At 66.0% G+C, this 16,308-nt stretch carries 15 protein-coding genes; 11 read left to right on the top strand and 4 right to left on the bottom strand.

Features of this window, described 5'->3' with window-relative positions; all coding sequences use genetic code 11:
- Positions 1–93: 93 nt before the first annotated feature.
- Positions 94–981, top strand: coding sequence for a helix-turn-helix domain-containing protein (locus AB5K84_RS28800; RefSeq protein ID WP_038966201.1), 888 nt, complete (start codon positions 94–96; stop codon positions 979–981).
- Between the two features lie 15 nt (positions 982–996).
- Here AB5K84_RS28800 and AB5K84_RS28805 read toward each other — a convergent pair whose 3' ends face one another.
- The 4 genes from AB5K84_RS28805 to AB5K84_RS28820 are packed head-to-tail and all read right to left on the bottom strand — an operon-like array spanning position 997 to position 4,663.
- On the bottom strand, positions 997–1,827 hold the full coding sequence (locus AB5K84_RS28805; protein WP_011086448.1) for a sugar phosphate isomerase/epimerase family protein: 831 nt from the start codon (positions 1,825–1,827) through the stop codon (positions 997–999).
- Complete coding sequence (locus AB5K84_RS28810; RefSeq protein WP_011086447.1) at positions 1,824–2,717, bottom strand: NAD-dependent epimerase/dehydratase family protein; 894 nt, start codon at positions 2,715–2,717, stop codon at positions 1,824–1,826. Before AB5K84_RS28810 ends, AB5K84_RS28805 begins: the two co-directional genes overlap by 4 nt.
- A gap of 21 nt (positions 2,718–2,738) precedes the next feature.
- Complete coding sequence (locus tag AB5K84_RS28815) at positions 2,739–3,611, bottom strand: IclR family transcriptional regulator (RefSeq protein ID WP_011086446.1); 873 nt, start codon at positions 3,609–3,611, stop codon at positions 2,739–2,741.
- Positions 3,608–4,663 (bottom strand): Gfo/Idh/MocA family protein, encoded by a 1,056-nt coding sequence (locus AB5K84_RS28820; protein WP_063921442.1) that lies wholly within the window; start codon positions 4,661–4,663, stop codon positions 3,608–3,610. The genes AB5K84_RS28815 and AB5K84_RS28820 overlap by 4 nt, the downstream gene beginning before the upstream one ends.
- A gap of 192 nt (positions 4,664–4,855) precedes the next feature.
- Between AB5K84_RS28820 and AB5K84_RS28825 the strand changes: the two genes are divergently transcribed.
- The 10 genes from AB5K84_RS28825 (at position 4,856) to AB5K84_RS28870 (ending at position 16,074) form a co-directional block, all read left to right on the top strand.
- On the top strand, positions 4,856–6,118 hold the full coding sequence (locus AB5K84_RS28825; RefSeq protein ID WP_011086444.1) for an ABC transporter substrate-binding protein: 1,263 nt from the start codon (positions 4,856–4,858) through the stop codon (positions 6,116–6,118).
- An 83-nt stretch (positions 6,119–6,201) separates the two neighbouring features.
- Entirely contained in the window at positions 6,202–7,071 is an 870-nt protein-coding gene (locus AB5K84_RS28830) for a branched-chain amino acid ABC transporter permease (RefSeq protein ID WP_028170747.1), read from the top strand.
- The gene (locus AB5K84_RS28835) at positions 7,068–7,904 is read left to right on the top strand and encodes a branched-chain amino acid ABC transporter permease (protein WP_441232700.1); all 837 of its coding nucleotides are present in this window, start codon (positions 7,068–7,070) and stop codon (positions 7,902–7,904) included. Before AB5K84_RS28830 ends, AB5K84_RS28835 begins: the two co-directional genes overlap by 4 nt.
- A gap of 21 nt (positions 7,905–7,925) precedes the next feature.
- Positions 7,926–9,599 carry an ATP-binding cassette domain-containing protein gene (locus AB5K84_RS28840; protein ID WP_441232701.1) on the top strand — a complete coding sequence of 558 codons (1,674 nt, stop codon included), beginning with the start codon at positions 7,926–7,928 and terminating at the stop codon, positions 9,597–9,599.
- Positions 9,600–9,616: 17 nt separating this feature from the next.
- A complete protein-coding gene (locus AB5K84_RS28845) occupies positions 9,617–10,426 on the top strand; it encodes a shikimate dehydrogenase family protein (RefSeq protein WP_011086441.1) in 810 nt (269 codons plus the stop codon).
- Between the two features lie 5 nt (positions 10,427–10,431).
- Positions 10,432–12,156, top strand: coding sequence for an FAD-dependent oxidoreductase (locus AB5K84_RS28850; RefSeq protein ID WP_038966193.1), 1,725 nt, complete (start codon positions 10,432–10,434; stop codon positions 12,154–12,156).
- Positions 12,157–12,169: 13 nt separating this feature from the next.
- Positions 12,170–13,897, top strand: a complete 1,728-nt coding sequence (locus tag AB5K84_RS28855) for an FAD-dependent oxidoreductase (protein ID WP_011086439.1) — start codon at positions 12,170–12,172, stop codon at positions 13,895–13,897.
- 17 nt (positions 13,898–13,914) lie between these two features.
- Positions 13,915–14,529: an NIPSNAP family protein gene (locus AB5K84_RS28860; RefSeq protein ID WP_011086438.1), complete on the top strand. Its 615-nt coding sequence runs from the start codon at positions 13,915–13,917 to the stop codon at positions 14,527–14,529.
- A gap of 10 nt (positions 14,530–14,539) precedes the next feature.
- Positions 14,540–15,370, top strand: a complete 831-nt coding sequence (locus tag AB5K84_RS28865; RefSeq protein WP_011086437.1) for a sugar phosphate isomerase/epimerase family protein — start codon at positions 14,540–14,542, stop codon at positions 15,368–15,370.
- Positions 15,367–16,074 (top strand): SDR family oxidoreductase, encoded by a 708-nt coding sequence (locus AB5K84_RS28870; protein ID WP_011086436.1) that lies wholly within the window; start codon positions 15,367–15,369, stop codon positions 16,072–16,074. Before AB5K84_RS28865 ends, AB5K84_RS28870 begins: the two co-directional genes overlap by 4 nt.
- Positions 16,075–16,308 lie beyond the last annotated feature (234 nt).

Raw genomic sequence — 16,308 nt, forward strand, 5'->3', positions numbered from 1 at the left:
GCCAATGGACGAAACTCTTTTTGTATTGTACTTTTCATAAGTGCAGTGCAGCGACCGGAACTAACCGCCACTGCCGCGGAGGGAACCGCAAGCATGATTCCGCACTATTTTTTGTACGAGGAAGCGGCTTCGAAGGTCGAACCGTCGTTCCTCCATATCGAGCCGATCCCGGTGCGCAGCGGCAGGCACAATTGGACAATCCGGACGCACACGCATCCCGACCATCACCAGGTCCTGGTGATCAGCAAGGGCGGCGGCGCCATCGAGGTCGAGGGCGTGAGCTGGGAGGTCTCGCCGCCGGCGCTGGTCATCATCCCGGCGCTAACGATCCATGCCATCCGCTTCAGACCCGGCACCGACGGCTATGTCATCACCGTGGCGCTGCCCTTCCTGCAATCCGCGCTCGATGACGATGCCAACCTCATCGACGGCTTTCGCGTACCGGTCCGCTTCCTGTCGCAACAGATCGGCCGCGACATCGACCTCGTCGGCCTGTTCGCCTCGCTCGAGCACGAATTCGTCTGGTCGGCACCTAGCCGCCGCACCGCCATCAAGGCCTATCTGCAACTGCTCGCAGTAACGGTTCGCCGGCTGCTCGAGCAGGAGCGTGTCCGTCCGATCTCCAGCGCACGGGAGGCGGAGACCGTGATGCACTTTCGCGAGCTGGTCGAGAAGCACTATCGCGATCACCCCTCGCTCGATGTCTACGCGCGCAAGCTCGGCGTCACGGCCGCGCGCCTCAACGCCTGCTGCCGGATGACGACAGGCAAGTCCTCGCTGGCGCTGATCAATGATCGGCTGCTCACGGAGGCCAAGCGCAACCTGCTCTACTCCGACATGACCGTGAACGAGATCGGCGCAGCACTCGGCTACGCCGATCCGGCCTATTTCAACCGCTTCTTCTCCCGCAATGTCGGCCTGTCGCCGGGCCGCTTCCGCGAGCGGCTGTTCTCCGACGAGACCCGCGCGGCTGCCAGCTGAAGCGGCATTGCGCGATCAGCCGGCGAGAGAAAAGGCCAGGCCCTGCCGCTTGAGTATCGCGGCGCCTTCGTCGATGTCCTTGAGCGGCTGGTCCGACAGGATCTCGAGCACGATCCTGCCCTCATAGGCTCGCTGCCTCAGCAGCGCAGCGATGGCCGCAAAATCGATCTCGCCCGAGCCGATCGGATCGTGTCGCCACTGCCCCTTCGGACTGTCCGATAGATGAACGATGCCGAGACGGGGCCACAGCGCCCTAAGACCCTCGACCGGATCCTCGCCAATCGCAACGGCATTGGCGACATCGTAGATCACCGGCATCCCGGCATAGCCTTCGGCATCGAGAAAGCGAGTGATGTCCGCGGCGCTGGCGAGCAGCCCCTGCGGATGGTTTTCGAGGATGACCGGCACGCCGGCGCGCTCCGCCTTGTCGTAAATGCGGGCGAAGGCGTCGCGAAAACTCACCATCAATCGGTCGTTGGCCTTGGCAAGCAGCGCGTGCCGGCGGCCGGAGCCGACGCAGATCCAGCGCGCGCCGAGCTCGGCGGCGCGGTCGATCGTGGCCACATAAGACGAAACCGCAAAATCGACCACGTGTTGCGACGGGCTTGCGAGATTGATGTCGCTGCTGGCGAGGTCGAGCGCCAGGAGCGACAGGCAATGCCGCTCGATCAGCGCGCGAATTCGCCGCGTGCGCGCGGCGTCCTGTACCCAGGGATCGAAGTGCGGCGGCGTCGCCATCAACTGGATGGTGCGATAGCCCGCAGCGGCGAGCCGCTCGATGGCGTCCTCCGCGACGCAGTCCCACGCGAAGCCGAAAGTGTGGGCGCCGAGCACCGGAAGCGTCATGGGGCCGCCCGGTAAAGCTCGATGGTGCGACGAATGCCGTCGCGCAACGAGGTCAAGGGCAAGCCGGGAAGCGCGCGCCGCAAGTCGCCCTCGCCGACGTCCTCCGCGAATGGAAGCACGGGACCATCGATCCCAATCTTCGCATCGGGGACGACGTCACGCACGGCCGCGACGACGTCGTCGTTCGAAACCACCTCGCCCGGCAAGTTGAAGACGTGCGCCCCATGAGGCTCGCGGCGAAGCGCGGCGTAATAGGCCGCGACGACATCGTCGACGAACACGAGGCCGGCCGTGCCGATATAGGGAATGATATAGGTCTCGCCACGCGCGGCCGCGCGGCAGGCCAGCGATGGGCCCGCAGTCAACCCGGTTTCGCGGCCATAGCCATAGACGATATAGGGCCGGAAGCCGATGCTGGCGATGCCATGGTCCTCCCAATAGGCCCGCGCGCTGCCTTCGCAGGCGAGCTTGAATGCCCCGTAATGGGTAATGGGCCGCGGCGTCGTCTCGTCGTCAGGGCCGTAGACGCCGGCGCTGCTCGTATAGACGATGCGGCGGATACCGAGCGCTTGCGCGGCGTTGAAGACGTTCAACGTGCCGACGAGGTTGATCATCGCGCCGCGCACGGGATCGGCCTTGCAGGCCGGCGTCAGCACGCCGGCGAGATGGACAATTCCGTCGCAGCCTTCGGCTGCGGCACGCACCGCCTGCCCATCCGCGATATCGCCGATGCGCCACTCCACGGACGCGGCGGCAGCTCCGACAATCCCGTTGAACTGCGCCGAGCGCTCGACCGACTCGAACACGCGCAGCCGATGACCATCGCCCGCGAGCCGTCGCGCCAGCCACGCTCCGATGAAACCGCCGCCGCCTGTGATCAGAATCTGCATAATGTCAGGTCTCCGCGCCGATCAGCTGCCAGCGCCGAAGAAGCTTTCGCCCGGCCGCGCGGCACGGCCGTAGAGACCGGGCGAGGCGAGCGTCGCCATCGACAGCTCCTGCGCCGTCTGCAGCAGCGCCGGCGCCAACTCGAGCATGCGCTCCTCGGTCAGCCGGATATGGGGACCGGCGATTACCACGGCCCCGGTCACCTCCTTGGACTTGGGATGACGGATGGGGGCCGCGGACGCGCTCATCCAGGGCGTATAGGTCTGCACGCAGATGCTGACGCCGCGCTTGCGGGACTGGCGCAGATATTTCAGCAGCGCCGGCCAACTCTCGGGCGCGCGCGGGCCATAATCCTTGCGCAGCCCATAGCCCTGCTTCTCGACCAGCGCGCGCGCGTCCTCGTCCGACAGGCACGACAGCCAGGCGTGACCGCTCGCCGAGCAGGACAGCCGTCCCACTTGGCCCATGTCCGGATCGTAGCGCAGGCCGGCGGGCGAGCCCTGCGCCTTAGCCACCCATACGAGCTCGCGACCATCGATCATGGCGAGACGTACCAGCTCGCCGCTCTCGCGCGCCAGGTGATCCAGCAGCGGCTGGGCGAAATCGGTGATGCCGCTGCCGGCGAGGAAGGTGAAGGCAAGCGAGGCGATCTTGGCGGTGAGCTGGTAGGCGCCCTGCTCGCGTTCCTGCTTGACATAGCCATGCTCGATCAGGCTCGTCAGCACGCGGTGCGTGGCACTGCGCGGAATGTGCAGCGAGTCGGCGATCTCGAATAACTGCATGCCACGGGCATTCGTCGCGAGCAGCTCGAGCACGCCGAGCGTGCGCTCCAAAAGGCCGCTGGGCGCATCGACGGGATCCGGGTTCTTCAGCATCAAGGCAGCATCCTGATTCACAATTCCATCTCCTGATCAGGCCGCACTATCTGACCGGTTTTGGCCGCTTTGTGAACTGCCATCGTGGCTCGCAGGGTCAGCATGCCGTCGCGGGCGGTAATCAGTGGCGCCTCGCTGCCACGGACCACCCGCGCCAGATGATCGATCTGCGCAAGGTAGGGATCGCCGCGTTCGACGCCAACCGAGTCGCGCGAGATCGGGGCAAACCAGCTCTTCGCCGACGAATAGTGCCAATAGTCGAGCGTCGGCAGCGCCAGCGCGCCTTCGGTGCCGCTGAGGAAATGCGTCTGCACCGCGGCCGGCTGCGGCGGATAGTTCAGGCTCTCGCCGCTGGCGAGATCCCAGCTCCAGGGGCTTGCCGCGGTGTCGCTGAGGCTCAGCGTCACCAGCGCACCACCAGCGAGCCGGAGCAGGATCGCCGCACTGTCCTCGACGTCGAAGCCTCGCACCGCGTTGGAGACGACAGCCTGCACGGAGGCGATCTCGCCGCAGAGGTGGCGCACCAGATCGATCTCGTGAATGAGGTTGATCAGCACCGGCCCGCCGCCGGGCTCTCGTCGCCATGCCACCTCGAAATAATCGGCGGGCTTATAGAAGGTCGCAAGCACGGTCGCGCTGGTCAGGCGGCCGAGCGCGCCTTCGGCGATCAAGGAACGGGCTCGCCGCGTGATCGGATTGTGCCGCCGATGGTGCCCGACCAGAACGGCCACGCCCGCGCGCTCCGAGGCAGCCGCGATCGCCGCCGCATCAGCGAGCGTGCTCGCGATCGGCTTTTCGACCAGTGCCACAATGCCGCGCTCGATGCAGGCGATCGCGAACTCGCGATGGGTCGCATTCGGCGTGGCGATGATCGCCGCATCCGGCTTCATTATACCCAGCAGATCGCGCGCATCCGCATACCAGGGCACGCCGAGGCTCTCCGCGTAAGTCTTTCCCGCTGCGGCAGGTTCGGCGATCGCCGCGAGCCTGCAGCTCTCCGATCGGCGGATCGTCTCGCAATGGGCCCGTCCGATTGCGCCGGCCCCAATCACCGCCACGGCGACCCTGCTCATTCCGCATCCTCTTTTGATTTGCGTTGCGCCCGGCGAGGCTTCTAGCACGAGCTGATCAGAATTGGAATTGGATTCCATTTTTCGATTTTTGATATTGGAATCCAATTCCAGTCATGGTAGGGCAAGCCCCAAGAGCCGCATGCACGGCCCGCCGGCAATGACCGGCGCAATGTCAGAAGGGGAGGTGAGACAATGACGGACCTGAAGAAGACACGAGCGGCAACCGGCCTGCGCATCGGCCGGCGCGGCCTGCTCTTGGGCGCAACGTCGCTCGCGGCATCGCGCCTCGGTATGCCGTATATCGGCAACGCGGCAGCCGCCGAGCCGATCAAGATCGGAATGATCTGGGCCAAGACGGGCTCGATCGTCGATCAGGCGGAATATCTCGCCCAGGGCGGCATGCTCGCATTGGAACAGCGCAACAACACGCTCCTGGGGCGGCCCGCGGAGATCGTCTGGCTCGACGAGCCCAATCCGCAGGGTGCTCAGCAGAGCGCGGAGCGCCTCGTCGGCGAGCAGAAGGTCGTCGGCATGGTCGGCGGTGCGCTCTCCTCCTTCGCGCTCGCGATCTCATCGGTCGCCAAGAAGGCCAAGATCCCTTACGTCGCGGCCAATGCCGCCACCGGCGACCTCACTGGCAAGTCCTGCAACAAGTACACCTTCCGCCTGCAGCCGCCGGTCGATGTTCATGCCCGCGTTCTCGCCCCCTACTGCGCTGCGATCGGCAAGAAGTGGTACCTCCTGACCGCGTCCTACGCTTTCGGTCAAGACATCAAGCGCGCCTTCACCGACTACATCACGGCCAATGGCGGCACCGTGGTCGGCGCCGACGAGGTGCCGGTCGGCACACCGGACTATTCGTCTTTCATCCTGAAGATTCGCGCCGCCAAGCCCGACGTCGTGATCGGCGGCATTGCTGCCAGCGACCTCACTACTTTCCTGAAGCAGTGGAACGAGCTCGGCATGAAGGGCAAGATTCCATTCGCCGAGATCTCTGTCGGCAACACCGACCTGTGGGGCGTCGGCCCCGAAGCCGCCGATGGGCTCTACACCATCACCTGGTGGTACAAGAATCCGAACAACTCGCCTGAAGAACAGGCGATGGCCGCAGCCTATGAGAAGAAATACCACAGGCCAGCGGCGGACAAGGCCTGGATGGGCTGGCTGGGCATGAAGAGCCTGCTCGATTCAATCGAGATGGCGAAGTCGACCGAGCCCGGCGCGATCGTGCGGGCGCTGGAGAACTGGAAGTATCGCCGCGGCAACCTGGATATCGGCTATCGCGACTTCGATCACCAGATGACGAGCCGCCTCCTGGTTGCCGGCATTCAGCCCAAGATATCAGACAAGTGGGACTATTTCGACGTCAAGGCCGAATTGCCGAAGACGCCGGACGACATCGCCAAGGCCTTCGGTTCGGCGGGCGACAGCGCCTGCAAGATGGACACGCTCTGAGGTTTGACCCCGGGTGAAACGCGATGACGCGGGCAAATCCGCTTGCGCCATCGCGCGGCCCAAATCCGAAAACGGATGACGCCATGCTCGACATGATCCTGTCGCAGGCCGTCAATGGCCTTGTGCTCGGCTTTCTCTACGTTCTGATCGCGATCGGCCTGTCGATCATCTTCGGCATGCTCGGCATCGTCAATTTCGCGCATGGCGCCTTCTTCGCCGTCGGCGCCTATCTCGCTTATGCCCTGGCCAAGGAGTTCGGCTGGTGGGGGGCGCTTGCCGCGCCGCTGTTGACCGGCGCGATCGGCGTCGTCGTCGAGATGGTCCTGATCCGGCACCTCTATGGCAAGGAACCGCTGCTCGGGCTGATCTTGACCTTCGCGCTCGCACTGCTGGCGGAGGCGGTGTTGCGGCTGATCTTCGGCGGCGCGCCCGTGCCCTTCGCTGCGCCGAAATTCCTGGCCGGCTTCGTCGAATACGGCCCGATCCTGATCACCAAATACAGGATGTTCGTGCTGCTCACGACCGCGCTGACGCTGGTCGCGTTCTGGGCCTTTCTCGCCTACACGCCTTACGGCCGGATCATCCGCGCCGGGTCGCGTGATCCGGAGATGGTCGGCCTACTCGGCATCAACCTGCCGATCGTCTTTAGCGGCGTGTTCGGCATGGGTTGCCTGCTCGCCGGCCTCGGCGGGCTCTTGGCGGCACCGCTCTGGACCATCACGCCGTCGATGGCGGCGGGCGCCATCATGCCGGCTTTCGTGATCGTCACCATCGGCGGCCTCGGCTCCTTCCTGGGTGCCGTCGTGGCCGGCCTCCTGGTCGGCATCACCACGGCGATGACCATCCAGTTCCAGCCGGAATGGTCGGGCGCAGCCATGTACATCCTGATGGCCGCCATTCTCCTCGTCCGCCCGCGCGGACTGTTCGGCGAACGCTGGGAGAGATTCGAGTGAAAAGTCTCGCTCTGTTGCGCCATCCGGCGTTTGTCGCCGCGCTCGTTCTCACCGCGCTCACCGCAGCCTGGGCGCTGCTCGGCGCGCCCATCTCGCTGATCACGCAGATCGCGATCTACACGCTCTATGGCGCCGGCGTGAATCTTCTCGTCGGCTACACCGGGCTCGTCCCCTTCGGCGCCTCGGTGTTCTTCGGCTGCGCGAGCTATGCGGCCGCCTTCTTCATCCTCGGCCGCTACGGCAACGATCTCGTCTCGCTGCTGCTGGCGACGGTGTTCTCCGCGCTGCTGGCGCTCGTGGTCGGCGCCATCATCCTGCGCCGCAGGGGACTGTACTTCTCGCTGTTGACGCTCGCGTTCTCGCAGATTGCCTTCGAGATCGCCTTCAAATGGACCGGCGTCACCGGCGGCGAGAACGGGCTGCAGGGCGTCTATCGCACGAGCTTTGCCGGACCGTGGTCGTTCCACGTCTTCGTGGTCGCTGTCACCGTGATCTGCATCTGGCTGATGTGGCGGATCGCCCACTCCCCGTTCGGCCGCGTTCTCCAGGCGGTGCGCGACAACGAGCAGCGGGCGAGCAGCCTCGGCTACAACGTCCATCGTTTCCGGCATGGCGCGCTGATCCTTACCGGCACCTTCGTCGGTTTCGGCGGCGGCCTGCTCACCCTTATGCTCGAGGGCGTCTATGCCAACAATCTGAGCTGGCAGCACGCCGGCGACTCCCTGCTGATGACCGTGCTCGGCGGCGTGCATCACGTGCTCGGGCCGCTATGGGGCGCCATCGCCTTCATTCTGCTGGAAGACCGCCTGTCAGCCATCACGGAGAACTGGTGACTGGTTTTCGCACCCATCCTGATGCTGTTCGCGCTGACCTCTCCGGAAGGAATGCAGGGCCTGTGGCAGCGGCTCTTCGGCCGGCAGCGCTGGACGCTCGTGCGTCTCGACATCCCGCCCCGACCTGCCGCCATCGTTCCATTCGCAAGCAGCGCCGCCAAGGTCGACCGCGGCAAGCCGCTGCTGCAGACTATCGGCTTGAGCAAGAACTTTGGCAGCCTGGTGACGGCGAAAAGCATCGACATCGAGGTCCACAGCGGCGTGCTTCACAGCATCATCGGGCCGAACGGCGCCGGCAAGACCACGTTCTTCAACATGCTGTCCGGCGCACTGAAGCCTAGCGGCGGGCGCATTCTGTTCGACGGCAGCGACGTCACCCGGACGCCGATGCATGTTCGGGCCCGGCTCGGCATCGGGCGCTCGTTCCAGATCCTGTCGATATTCCAGAACCTGACCGTGTTTGAGAATGTCCGCGTGGCCGTGCAGGCTCAGCGCACGGGATCGGCCAAGATGCTCGCCGATGCCTATGCGATGGAGGAGGTCAACGCCAAGACCTGGTCGATCCTCGATGCCGTCGGCCTTGCCGACGTCGCGGCCGAACCATGCATCAATCTACCCCACGGCGCCAAGCGTCTCCTCGAGATCGGCATTACGCTCGCGATCGATTCCAAGCTGCTGCTGCTCGACGAGCCGCTGGCCGGGCTCGCCGAGGCCGACCGCGTCGTCGTGGCCGATCTCATCGGGAAGCTCGCGCAGACCCACGGCGTCCTCCTGATCGAGCACGACATCGATCGCGTCCTTGCGATCTCCGACCGCATCTCGGTCCTGCACCAGGGCCGGATAATCGCCGACGGCAAGCCGGCCGACGTAGCCGCCAATCCCGACGTGGTCGCGGCCTATCTCGGGGCCGCCAAGGACGGCACGCAGTCGCCGCCGTCGTCGGTCGAGCGGATGGCCCATGCGAAAGCGCCGGTACTGCTTGCGGCCAACGCCGTGTCGGCAGGCTACGGCGGCAGCACGGTCCTTGAAGCGGTTGATCTTGCGGTTCACGCCGGCGAAGCCGTCGCCCTGCTCGGCCGCAACGGCGTCGGCAAGACGACGTTGCTGCGCGGTCTCAGCGGCACGCTTGCCATAAGTAACGGCAGCATCGCGTTCGAGGACAAGCCACTCGCGCGCCTCAAGCCCTACGAAATCAACCGCCTCGGCATCTCGCTCGTTCCCGAAGGACGCCGGCTCTTCCCCAACCTCACCGTCGTCGAGAACCTGCAGCTCGCCACGCGTCCCGGCGGTATCGCCCTGGACGAGGTGTTCGAACTGTTCCCGCGCCTGCGCGAGCGTCGTGCCGCCAAGGCCGAGAGTCTGTCCGGCGGCGAGCGGCAGATGGTCGCGATCGCGCGCGCCCTCGTGGTGCCGAGCAAGCTGATCCTGCTCGACGAGCCGTTCGAGGGCCTCGCGCCGGCCGTCGTCAAGGAAGTCATGGACGCCCTCGTCAAGCTGCGCGGCAAGGTCGCCATGGTGATCGTCGAGCATCACGCCGAGACCGTGCTGCCGATCGTCGACCGCGCCTATGTGCTGGTGAACGGCCAAATTGCCTTTGCCGGCGATGCAGCGATCCTCGAACGCGACCATGACCTGCAGGCCCGCCTGCTCGGCGTGGTCCAGGCCGAAGCGGCGCAGGCCCGCGGGGCGGCCTAGCCAAGAAGAGAAGAAGAATGATCAACCTCAACCTGACCGGCGCCACGCGCCTCAACATCATCGTCGGCGACCCCATCGCCCAGGTGAAATCGCCGGCCGGCGTCACGCAGGCCTTCATCGACCGCGGCTATGACGGCATCCTGGTGCCGGTGCAGATCAACGGCGCCCGTCTCAAGACGTTCCTGGCGGCCGCGACCGATGTCCGCAATCTCGACGGCATCATCGTCACGGTCCCGCACAAATTTGCCTGCTACGAATTCTGCGCAACCTCGACCGACCGCGCCCGTCTACTCGGCTCGGTCAATATCATGCGCCGACGCCGCGAAGGCGGCTGGCATGGCGACCACGTCGACGGGCTCGGCTTTGTCGGAGCTGTACGCGCCAACGGCTACGACCCGACCGGTAAGTGCGCGCTGCTGGTCGGCGCGGGTGGCGCCGGATCGGCGATCGCCATGGCGCTGGTCGAAGCCGGCGTTCGCTCGCTGGCCATTCACGACAATGAAGCTGCCCGCCGGGACCAGCTGATCGCGAAGCTGGCCACACTCGGCAAGGCTGGGATCGGGCCAGGCTCGGCCGATCCGTCCGGCTTCGAACTCGTCGCCAACGCAACGCCGCTCGGCATGAAGGCCGGAGACCCGCTTCCGCTCGACGCATCGAAGCTCAAAGCCAGCACGTTCGTCGGCTGCGTCATCACCAGCCCGGCGGTCTCGCCGCTCGTCGAGGCGGCGCGGCGCCTCGGCTGCAAGACGTCGACGGGCACTGAAATGTACAACGCACTGCAGAGCTCGATGGTCGACTTCCTGCTCGCGCACGACGGATCGAGGTGACGGCCATGTTCAAGAACATCGAAGCGATTTCCGACGATGCCCGCTACGATCTTATCGCGATCGGCTCGGGTGCGGCCGGCATGGCGGCTGCGCTGTTCGCAGCGATCGAGGGCCGCAAGGTCCTGCTGGTCGAGCGCACCGAATATGTCGGAGGCACCAGCGCGCTTTCGGCGGCGACCACCTGGATCCCCAACTCGCACCATTCGAAGAGCGTCAATCCCGATGACAGCCGGGAGAAGGTCCGCACGTTCCTCGACGGCGTGGTCGGCAATCATTCTGCCCCGTCGATGCGCGAGGCCTTTCTCGACAGCGCGCCGGACGCGGTCGCAACGCTCGAAGCCAACAGCATCGTCAAGTTCCGCCCCTATGCGACCCATCCAGATTACGAACAGCAGTTCGAGGGCGCTACGATGCGCGGCCGCGCTCTCGAACCTGTGCCGTTCGACGGCCGCGACCTTGGCGCCGATCTCGGCAATATCCGTCCGCCGATCCCGGAGTTCACGATTTTTGGCGGCATGATGGTCGACCGCACCGATATCGGCCACCTGCTCGCCCTCAAGAAGTCCGCGCGCTCGTTTGCCCATGCCATCAAGATCCTCGCTCATTACGCCGGCGATCGGCTTAAGGGCCGACGCGGGTCCCGCCTGGTGATGGGCAATGCGCTGATCGGCCGCTTCCTGGCCTCGCTCAATGCGCGCGGCGTCGATATCCTGATCCGCACCGAGGTGCAGGATCTCGTCACCGAGAACGGCACTGTGACCGGTGCGGTGCTCAAGTCCGGCACAACGAGCCGCCGCGTAGCGGCCACGCACGGCGTCGTGCTCGCCGCCGGCGGCTTCAATCGGCATCCGCAACGCCGCGGCGAGCTGCTGCCCAAGGGCGAGACATACAGCCCTTCCGCTCCCGGGCACACCGGCACCATGCAGGACATCGCCTTGCGGCTCGGCGCGCGCCTCGGCGAAGGCAATCTCGACAATGCGTTCTGGGCGCCGGTCTCGATCCGACGGCGCGCCGACGGCAGCACCGCGAGCTTCCCCCATTTCGTCATGGACCGCAGCAAGCCGGGCACGGTTTGCGTTGATCAGACCGGCCGTCGTTTCGTCAACGAATCCGTCTCCTATCACCTGTTCGGTCGCGCGATGTTCGAGCACGACAAGCAGGTGCCCTGCATTCCCTGCTTCATCATCACCGACGCCACAGGCCTCAAGAAATACGGCCTCGGCATGGTACGGATGGGCACGCGCAACCTCGCTCCCTACCTCGCCGACAGCTATCTGACCGAGGGCGCGACCATCAGTGAACTCGCCGGCAAGATCGGCGTGCCCGCGACCAACCTCGAAGGCACGATCGCGGCGATGAACCGCTATGCCGCTGATGGCATCGATCCGGACTTCGGGCGCGGCACCACGCCCTATCACCGCGTCAACGGCGATGCGTCGATCGAACCCAACCCGACGCTCGGTCCGATTTCGACCGCGCCCTATTATGCCGTGCGTCTCTATCCCGGCGACATCGGCGCGGCCACCGGTCTCGTCGTCAACGAATGGGCACAGGTCATGCGCGCCGATGGCAGCGCGATCGCGGGACTCTATGCCTGCGGCAACGAGGCGAATTCGATCATGGGCGGCACCTATCCGGGCCCGGGCATCACCATCGGTCCGGCCATCACGTTTGCCTATCGCGCGGCGCGACATGCGCTTGGGGTGACCCAGGCGCGTCGCGCCGCGTGAACCGGAGGCTGACGTGAGAAGCGACGAACATCTCGATTGCGATCTGCTCGTGATCGGCTCGGGCGCAGGCGGCTTGGCTGCTGCGGTTACGGGCGCCTCGCTCGGTCTCGACGTCATCGTGGTCGAGAAGGAGGCTCAACTTGGCGGCACCACAGCGTGGTCCGGCGGCTGGATGTGGATCCCGCGCAATCCGCTGGCGAAAGCGGCCGGCATCGTCGAGGCCCCCGAGCAGCCCAGGCTCTATCTGCGGCATGAGCTCGCCGATGGTTACGACGCAGCCCGCATCGACATGTTCCTCGAGCAAGGCCCGCGCATGGTCGAGTTCTTCCAGCGCGAGACCCATCTTGCTTTCATCGACGGCAACCAGATCCCGGATTTTCACGGCAAGAGCCCGGGCGCGGTCACGGGCGGCCGCTCGCTCTGCGCGGCGGCGATCGATGGCCGTGAGCTCGGTCCACGCCTCCGCGATCTCAAGCCGCCGCTGGATGAAGTCGCCCCGTTCGGGATGGCCATCGCGTCGGGCGCGGATCTCCGGTACTTTCTCAACGCCCGTTCCTCGCTGGCCTCCTTCCGGCATGTCGCGCGCCGGCTCGCGCGGCATCTGGTCGACATGCTGCGCTTCGGCCGCGGCATGCATCTCGTCAACGGCAACGCGCTTGTGGCCCGGCTGTTGAAATCCGCCGACGCGCTTGGCGTTCGCATCATGCCGGCGGCGCCGGCCCGATCGCTCCTGAGCGAAGGAGCCCGCATCACGGGCGCGCGCGTCGTTCATGACGGCGCGACGCTTGAGATTCGCGCCCGCCGCGGTGTCGTGCTCGCCTGCGGCGGCTTCCCGCACGATACGGCGCGGAAGGCAGCGCTCTTTGCCCACGCTCCAAGCGGCCACGAGCATTGGTCGGCGGCGCCGGCCGGCAACACCGGCGACGGCATCCGCCTCGGAGAGAGTGTCGGCGGAGAGCTGCGGACGGATCTCTCCGACCCGGGAGCCTGGGCGCCGGTCTCACTGGTCCCGCATCGCGACGGCTCGGTTGGCCACTTTCCGCATCTGATCGAGCGCGCCAAGCCGGGGCTGATCATGGTGCGCAGCGACGGCACGCGCTTTGCCAACGAGGCCAATTCCTATCACGACGTGATGAAGGCGCTGTTCGCCGCCACGCCCGCGAGCGCGCCCGCCGAGGCCTGGGCGATCTGCGACGCAAAATTCCTCAAGCGCTACGGCCTTGGCCGCGTCCGCCCGCCGCCCTTCCCAATCACGCCATGGATTCGCAACGGCTACCTGAAACGAGGCGCGAGCATCGAGGCGCTGGCGCGCGCCTGCGACATCTCCGCCGAAGGGCTCAAGGCGACGATCGGGCACTACAACCGATTTGCCGCGCACGGCGAGGATCCCGCCTTCGGACGCGGTGACACGCCCTATAATCGCGTGCAGGGGGATACGGCTCATCTGCCGAACCCCTGCGTCGCGCCGGTCGATGCCGGCCCGTTCTATGCGGTGAAGATCGTCGCCGGCAGCCTCGGCACCTTCGCAGGTCTCAACACCGACGAACATGCCCGCGTGCTTGATGCGCAGGAGCGGCCCATCGACGGCCTCTACGCCGTCGGAAACGACATGTCGAGCATCATGGCCGGCCGCTATCCGTCCGGCGGCATCACGCTCGGTCCAGCCATGACCTTCGGCTACATCGCCGCGCACCACGCTGGCGGAATTCCGCTCAAGAACAACCGGTCGGCCGCCGCCTGACCGCAAGGAGAAGAAATATGCTCTATGAGATCGCAACGCTGACGGTGAAGCTCGGTACCGCCGCCAAGGCCGTGGCCGGGATCGGCGATTATGTCGGGGCGCCGGAGGCCAAGGGCACGCTGCTCGGCTGCTGGGCAAACGAGATCGGCGAGCTCAACCAGCTCCTGGTGCTGCGCTCGTTTGGCGATCACGAGGCATACCGCGGCGAGCGCGAGCGCGCGCTCCGCACCGCCAATCCCTTCAATGCCGGCGAGGCCATCGCGCAGATGAGCTTCGACACCTATGTGCCGTTTCCATTCCTGCCGCCGGTCGTGCCGGGCAAGTACGGAAGCGTCTACGAGATCCGCACCTATCGCCTCAAGCATGGCGGCGTTCCTCCCACGATCGCCGCGTGGGAAGCCGCGATGCCCGAGCGCGGCAAGCTGTCGCCGCTCTCGATTGCGATGTATGCGCTGGACGGGCCGCCGCGCTTCACCCATATCTGGCCCTTCGCGAGCCTCGATGCCCGCGCCGCTGTGCGCGCGGAATCCGTCGCCAGGGGCGTGTGGCCGCCGAAGGGCGGGCCGGATTGGCTGACCGGCGAGATGCGCTCGATCATCGCGCTGCCGACCGCCATCTCTCCGCTGGCGTGAGGCGATCGCCATGACGCACATCTATTCGCTCGCCTATCTCACCTCGGCGCCGATGGCGCCTCCGGACGCGCTGGTCCTGGCCGAAAAGCTCGGCTACCAGGCGATAGGGGTCCGCATCGCGCCCGCCGCCCCCGGCGGCGACTTCTCGCCGCTCGCCACGGATCCCGCCCTGTTGCGCGAAACCATCCGGTGCATCGAGGACACCGGCGTGCCGGTGTTCGACGTCGAAATCGCACGGCTTGGCGCGGATTTCAAAGCGGACCACTTCGCAGCCTTCCTCGAAACCGCGGGCAGGCTGAAGGCGCGCGCGATCCTCGTCGCCGGTGACGATCCGGACGAAGCCCGACTGACGGAGTCATTCGCCGCATTCTGTCGCGCCGCGGCACCCTACGACCTCACCGCGGATATCGAATTCATGCCGTGGACCGCGGTGAAGAACGCCAGGGCCGCCCTTCGTATCGTGACCAACGCCGGCGAGCCGAACGGCCGCGTGCTGGTCGACGCGCTGCATGCCGCGCGCTCGGCTACCACCCTTGACGATATCGTAGGCCTGCCGCGGGAATTGCTGAGCTACGCCCAGCTCTGTGACGCGCCCGCAGGGATCCCCGCCAGCAACGACGAACTGATCCACACGGCACGGTGCGCCCGGCTTCTCCCGGGCGACGGCGGCATCGATCTCGCCGGGGTCGTCCGCGCCTTGCCGGACGACCTTCCGCTGAGCCTCGAGATTCCGAACGATGAGTGGCTGCCCAAGCTCGGCGCCGAGGAATGGGGACGACGCGCGCTGGCGGCGGCACGCAGCATCGTCGCGCGCGCCGCAGATAGACGAGCGACGACATGAGCGGCCTCGATCTCTCCGGGCGCATCGCCGTCATTTCCGGCGGCTGCGGCGGCATCGGCCAGGCCGTTCGCGAGCGGCTTGCCGCCTCGGGCGCGAAAGTCGTCGTCTGGGACGTCGCAGATGGCGCCGACCAGCGGATCGATCTCACCGACGAGGCCGCCGTCAATGACGTGATGACGGGCCACCTCGCGCGCTTCGGCCGCATCGACATCCTCGTCAATGCCGCGGGAATCACGGGCCCTACGGTCAACATCGAGCAGTACAGCCTTGCTGAATGGCGGCGCGTGCTCGATGTGAACCTCACCAGCACGTTCCTCTGCTGCAAGGCGGCCGTCGCACCGATGCGACGGAAGAACGCCGGACGCATCGTCAACCTGGCCTCGATCGCCGGCAAGGAAGGCAATGCCGGCATGACCGGCTATTCCGCTGCCAAGGCGGGCGTGATCGCGCTGACGAAATCTCTCGGCAAGGAGCTGGCCGGCACCGATATCCGGGTCAACGCCATCGCACCCGCCGTGATCGCCACCGATCTCGTCAAGCAGATGTCGGACGAAGCCTATCGAAACGTGCTGGCAAAGATACCGCTCGGACGTGCGGGACGACCGGACGAGGTAGCGGCGCTGGTCACCTGGCTCGCCTCCGACGAATGCTCATTTTCGACTGGCGCGGTTTTCGACCTGTCTGGTGGGCGAGCGACGTACTGAGCCACCTGCCGAAGTTCCCTCTCGAACTCATCGCCATTTGATGAGGGGCAAGCTGTCACAGCTTGGCAAGCCGGTGAAATAATTACGCGCGGCAAACCGCGTCTGTCGACGTGTGAAATCGTGTAAAATCATAGATTGGTGCACAAAATCGTGGCCCCTGGTAGTCGGGGAGCGACTCGCCCCCCGACATCAGCATTTTTCATTATTACGCCCTGACCAGCAGCCCCTGCCCCA

Origin of the sequence: Bradyrhizobium sp. 1200_D9_N1_1 (assembly GCF_052075915.1) — a bacterium.
Taxonomy (GTDB): Bacteria; Pseudomonadota; Alphaproteobacteria; order Rhizobiales; family Xanthobacteraceae; genus Bradyrhizobium; species Bradyrhizobium diazoefficiens.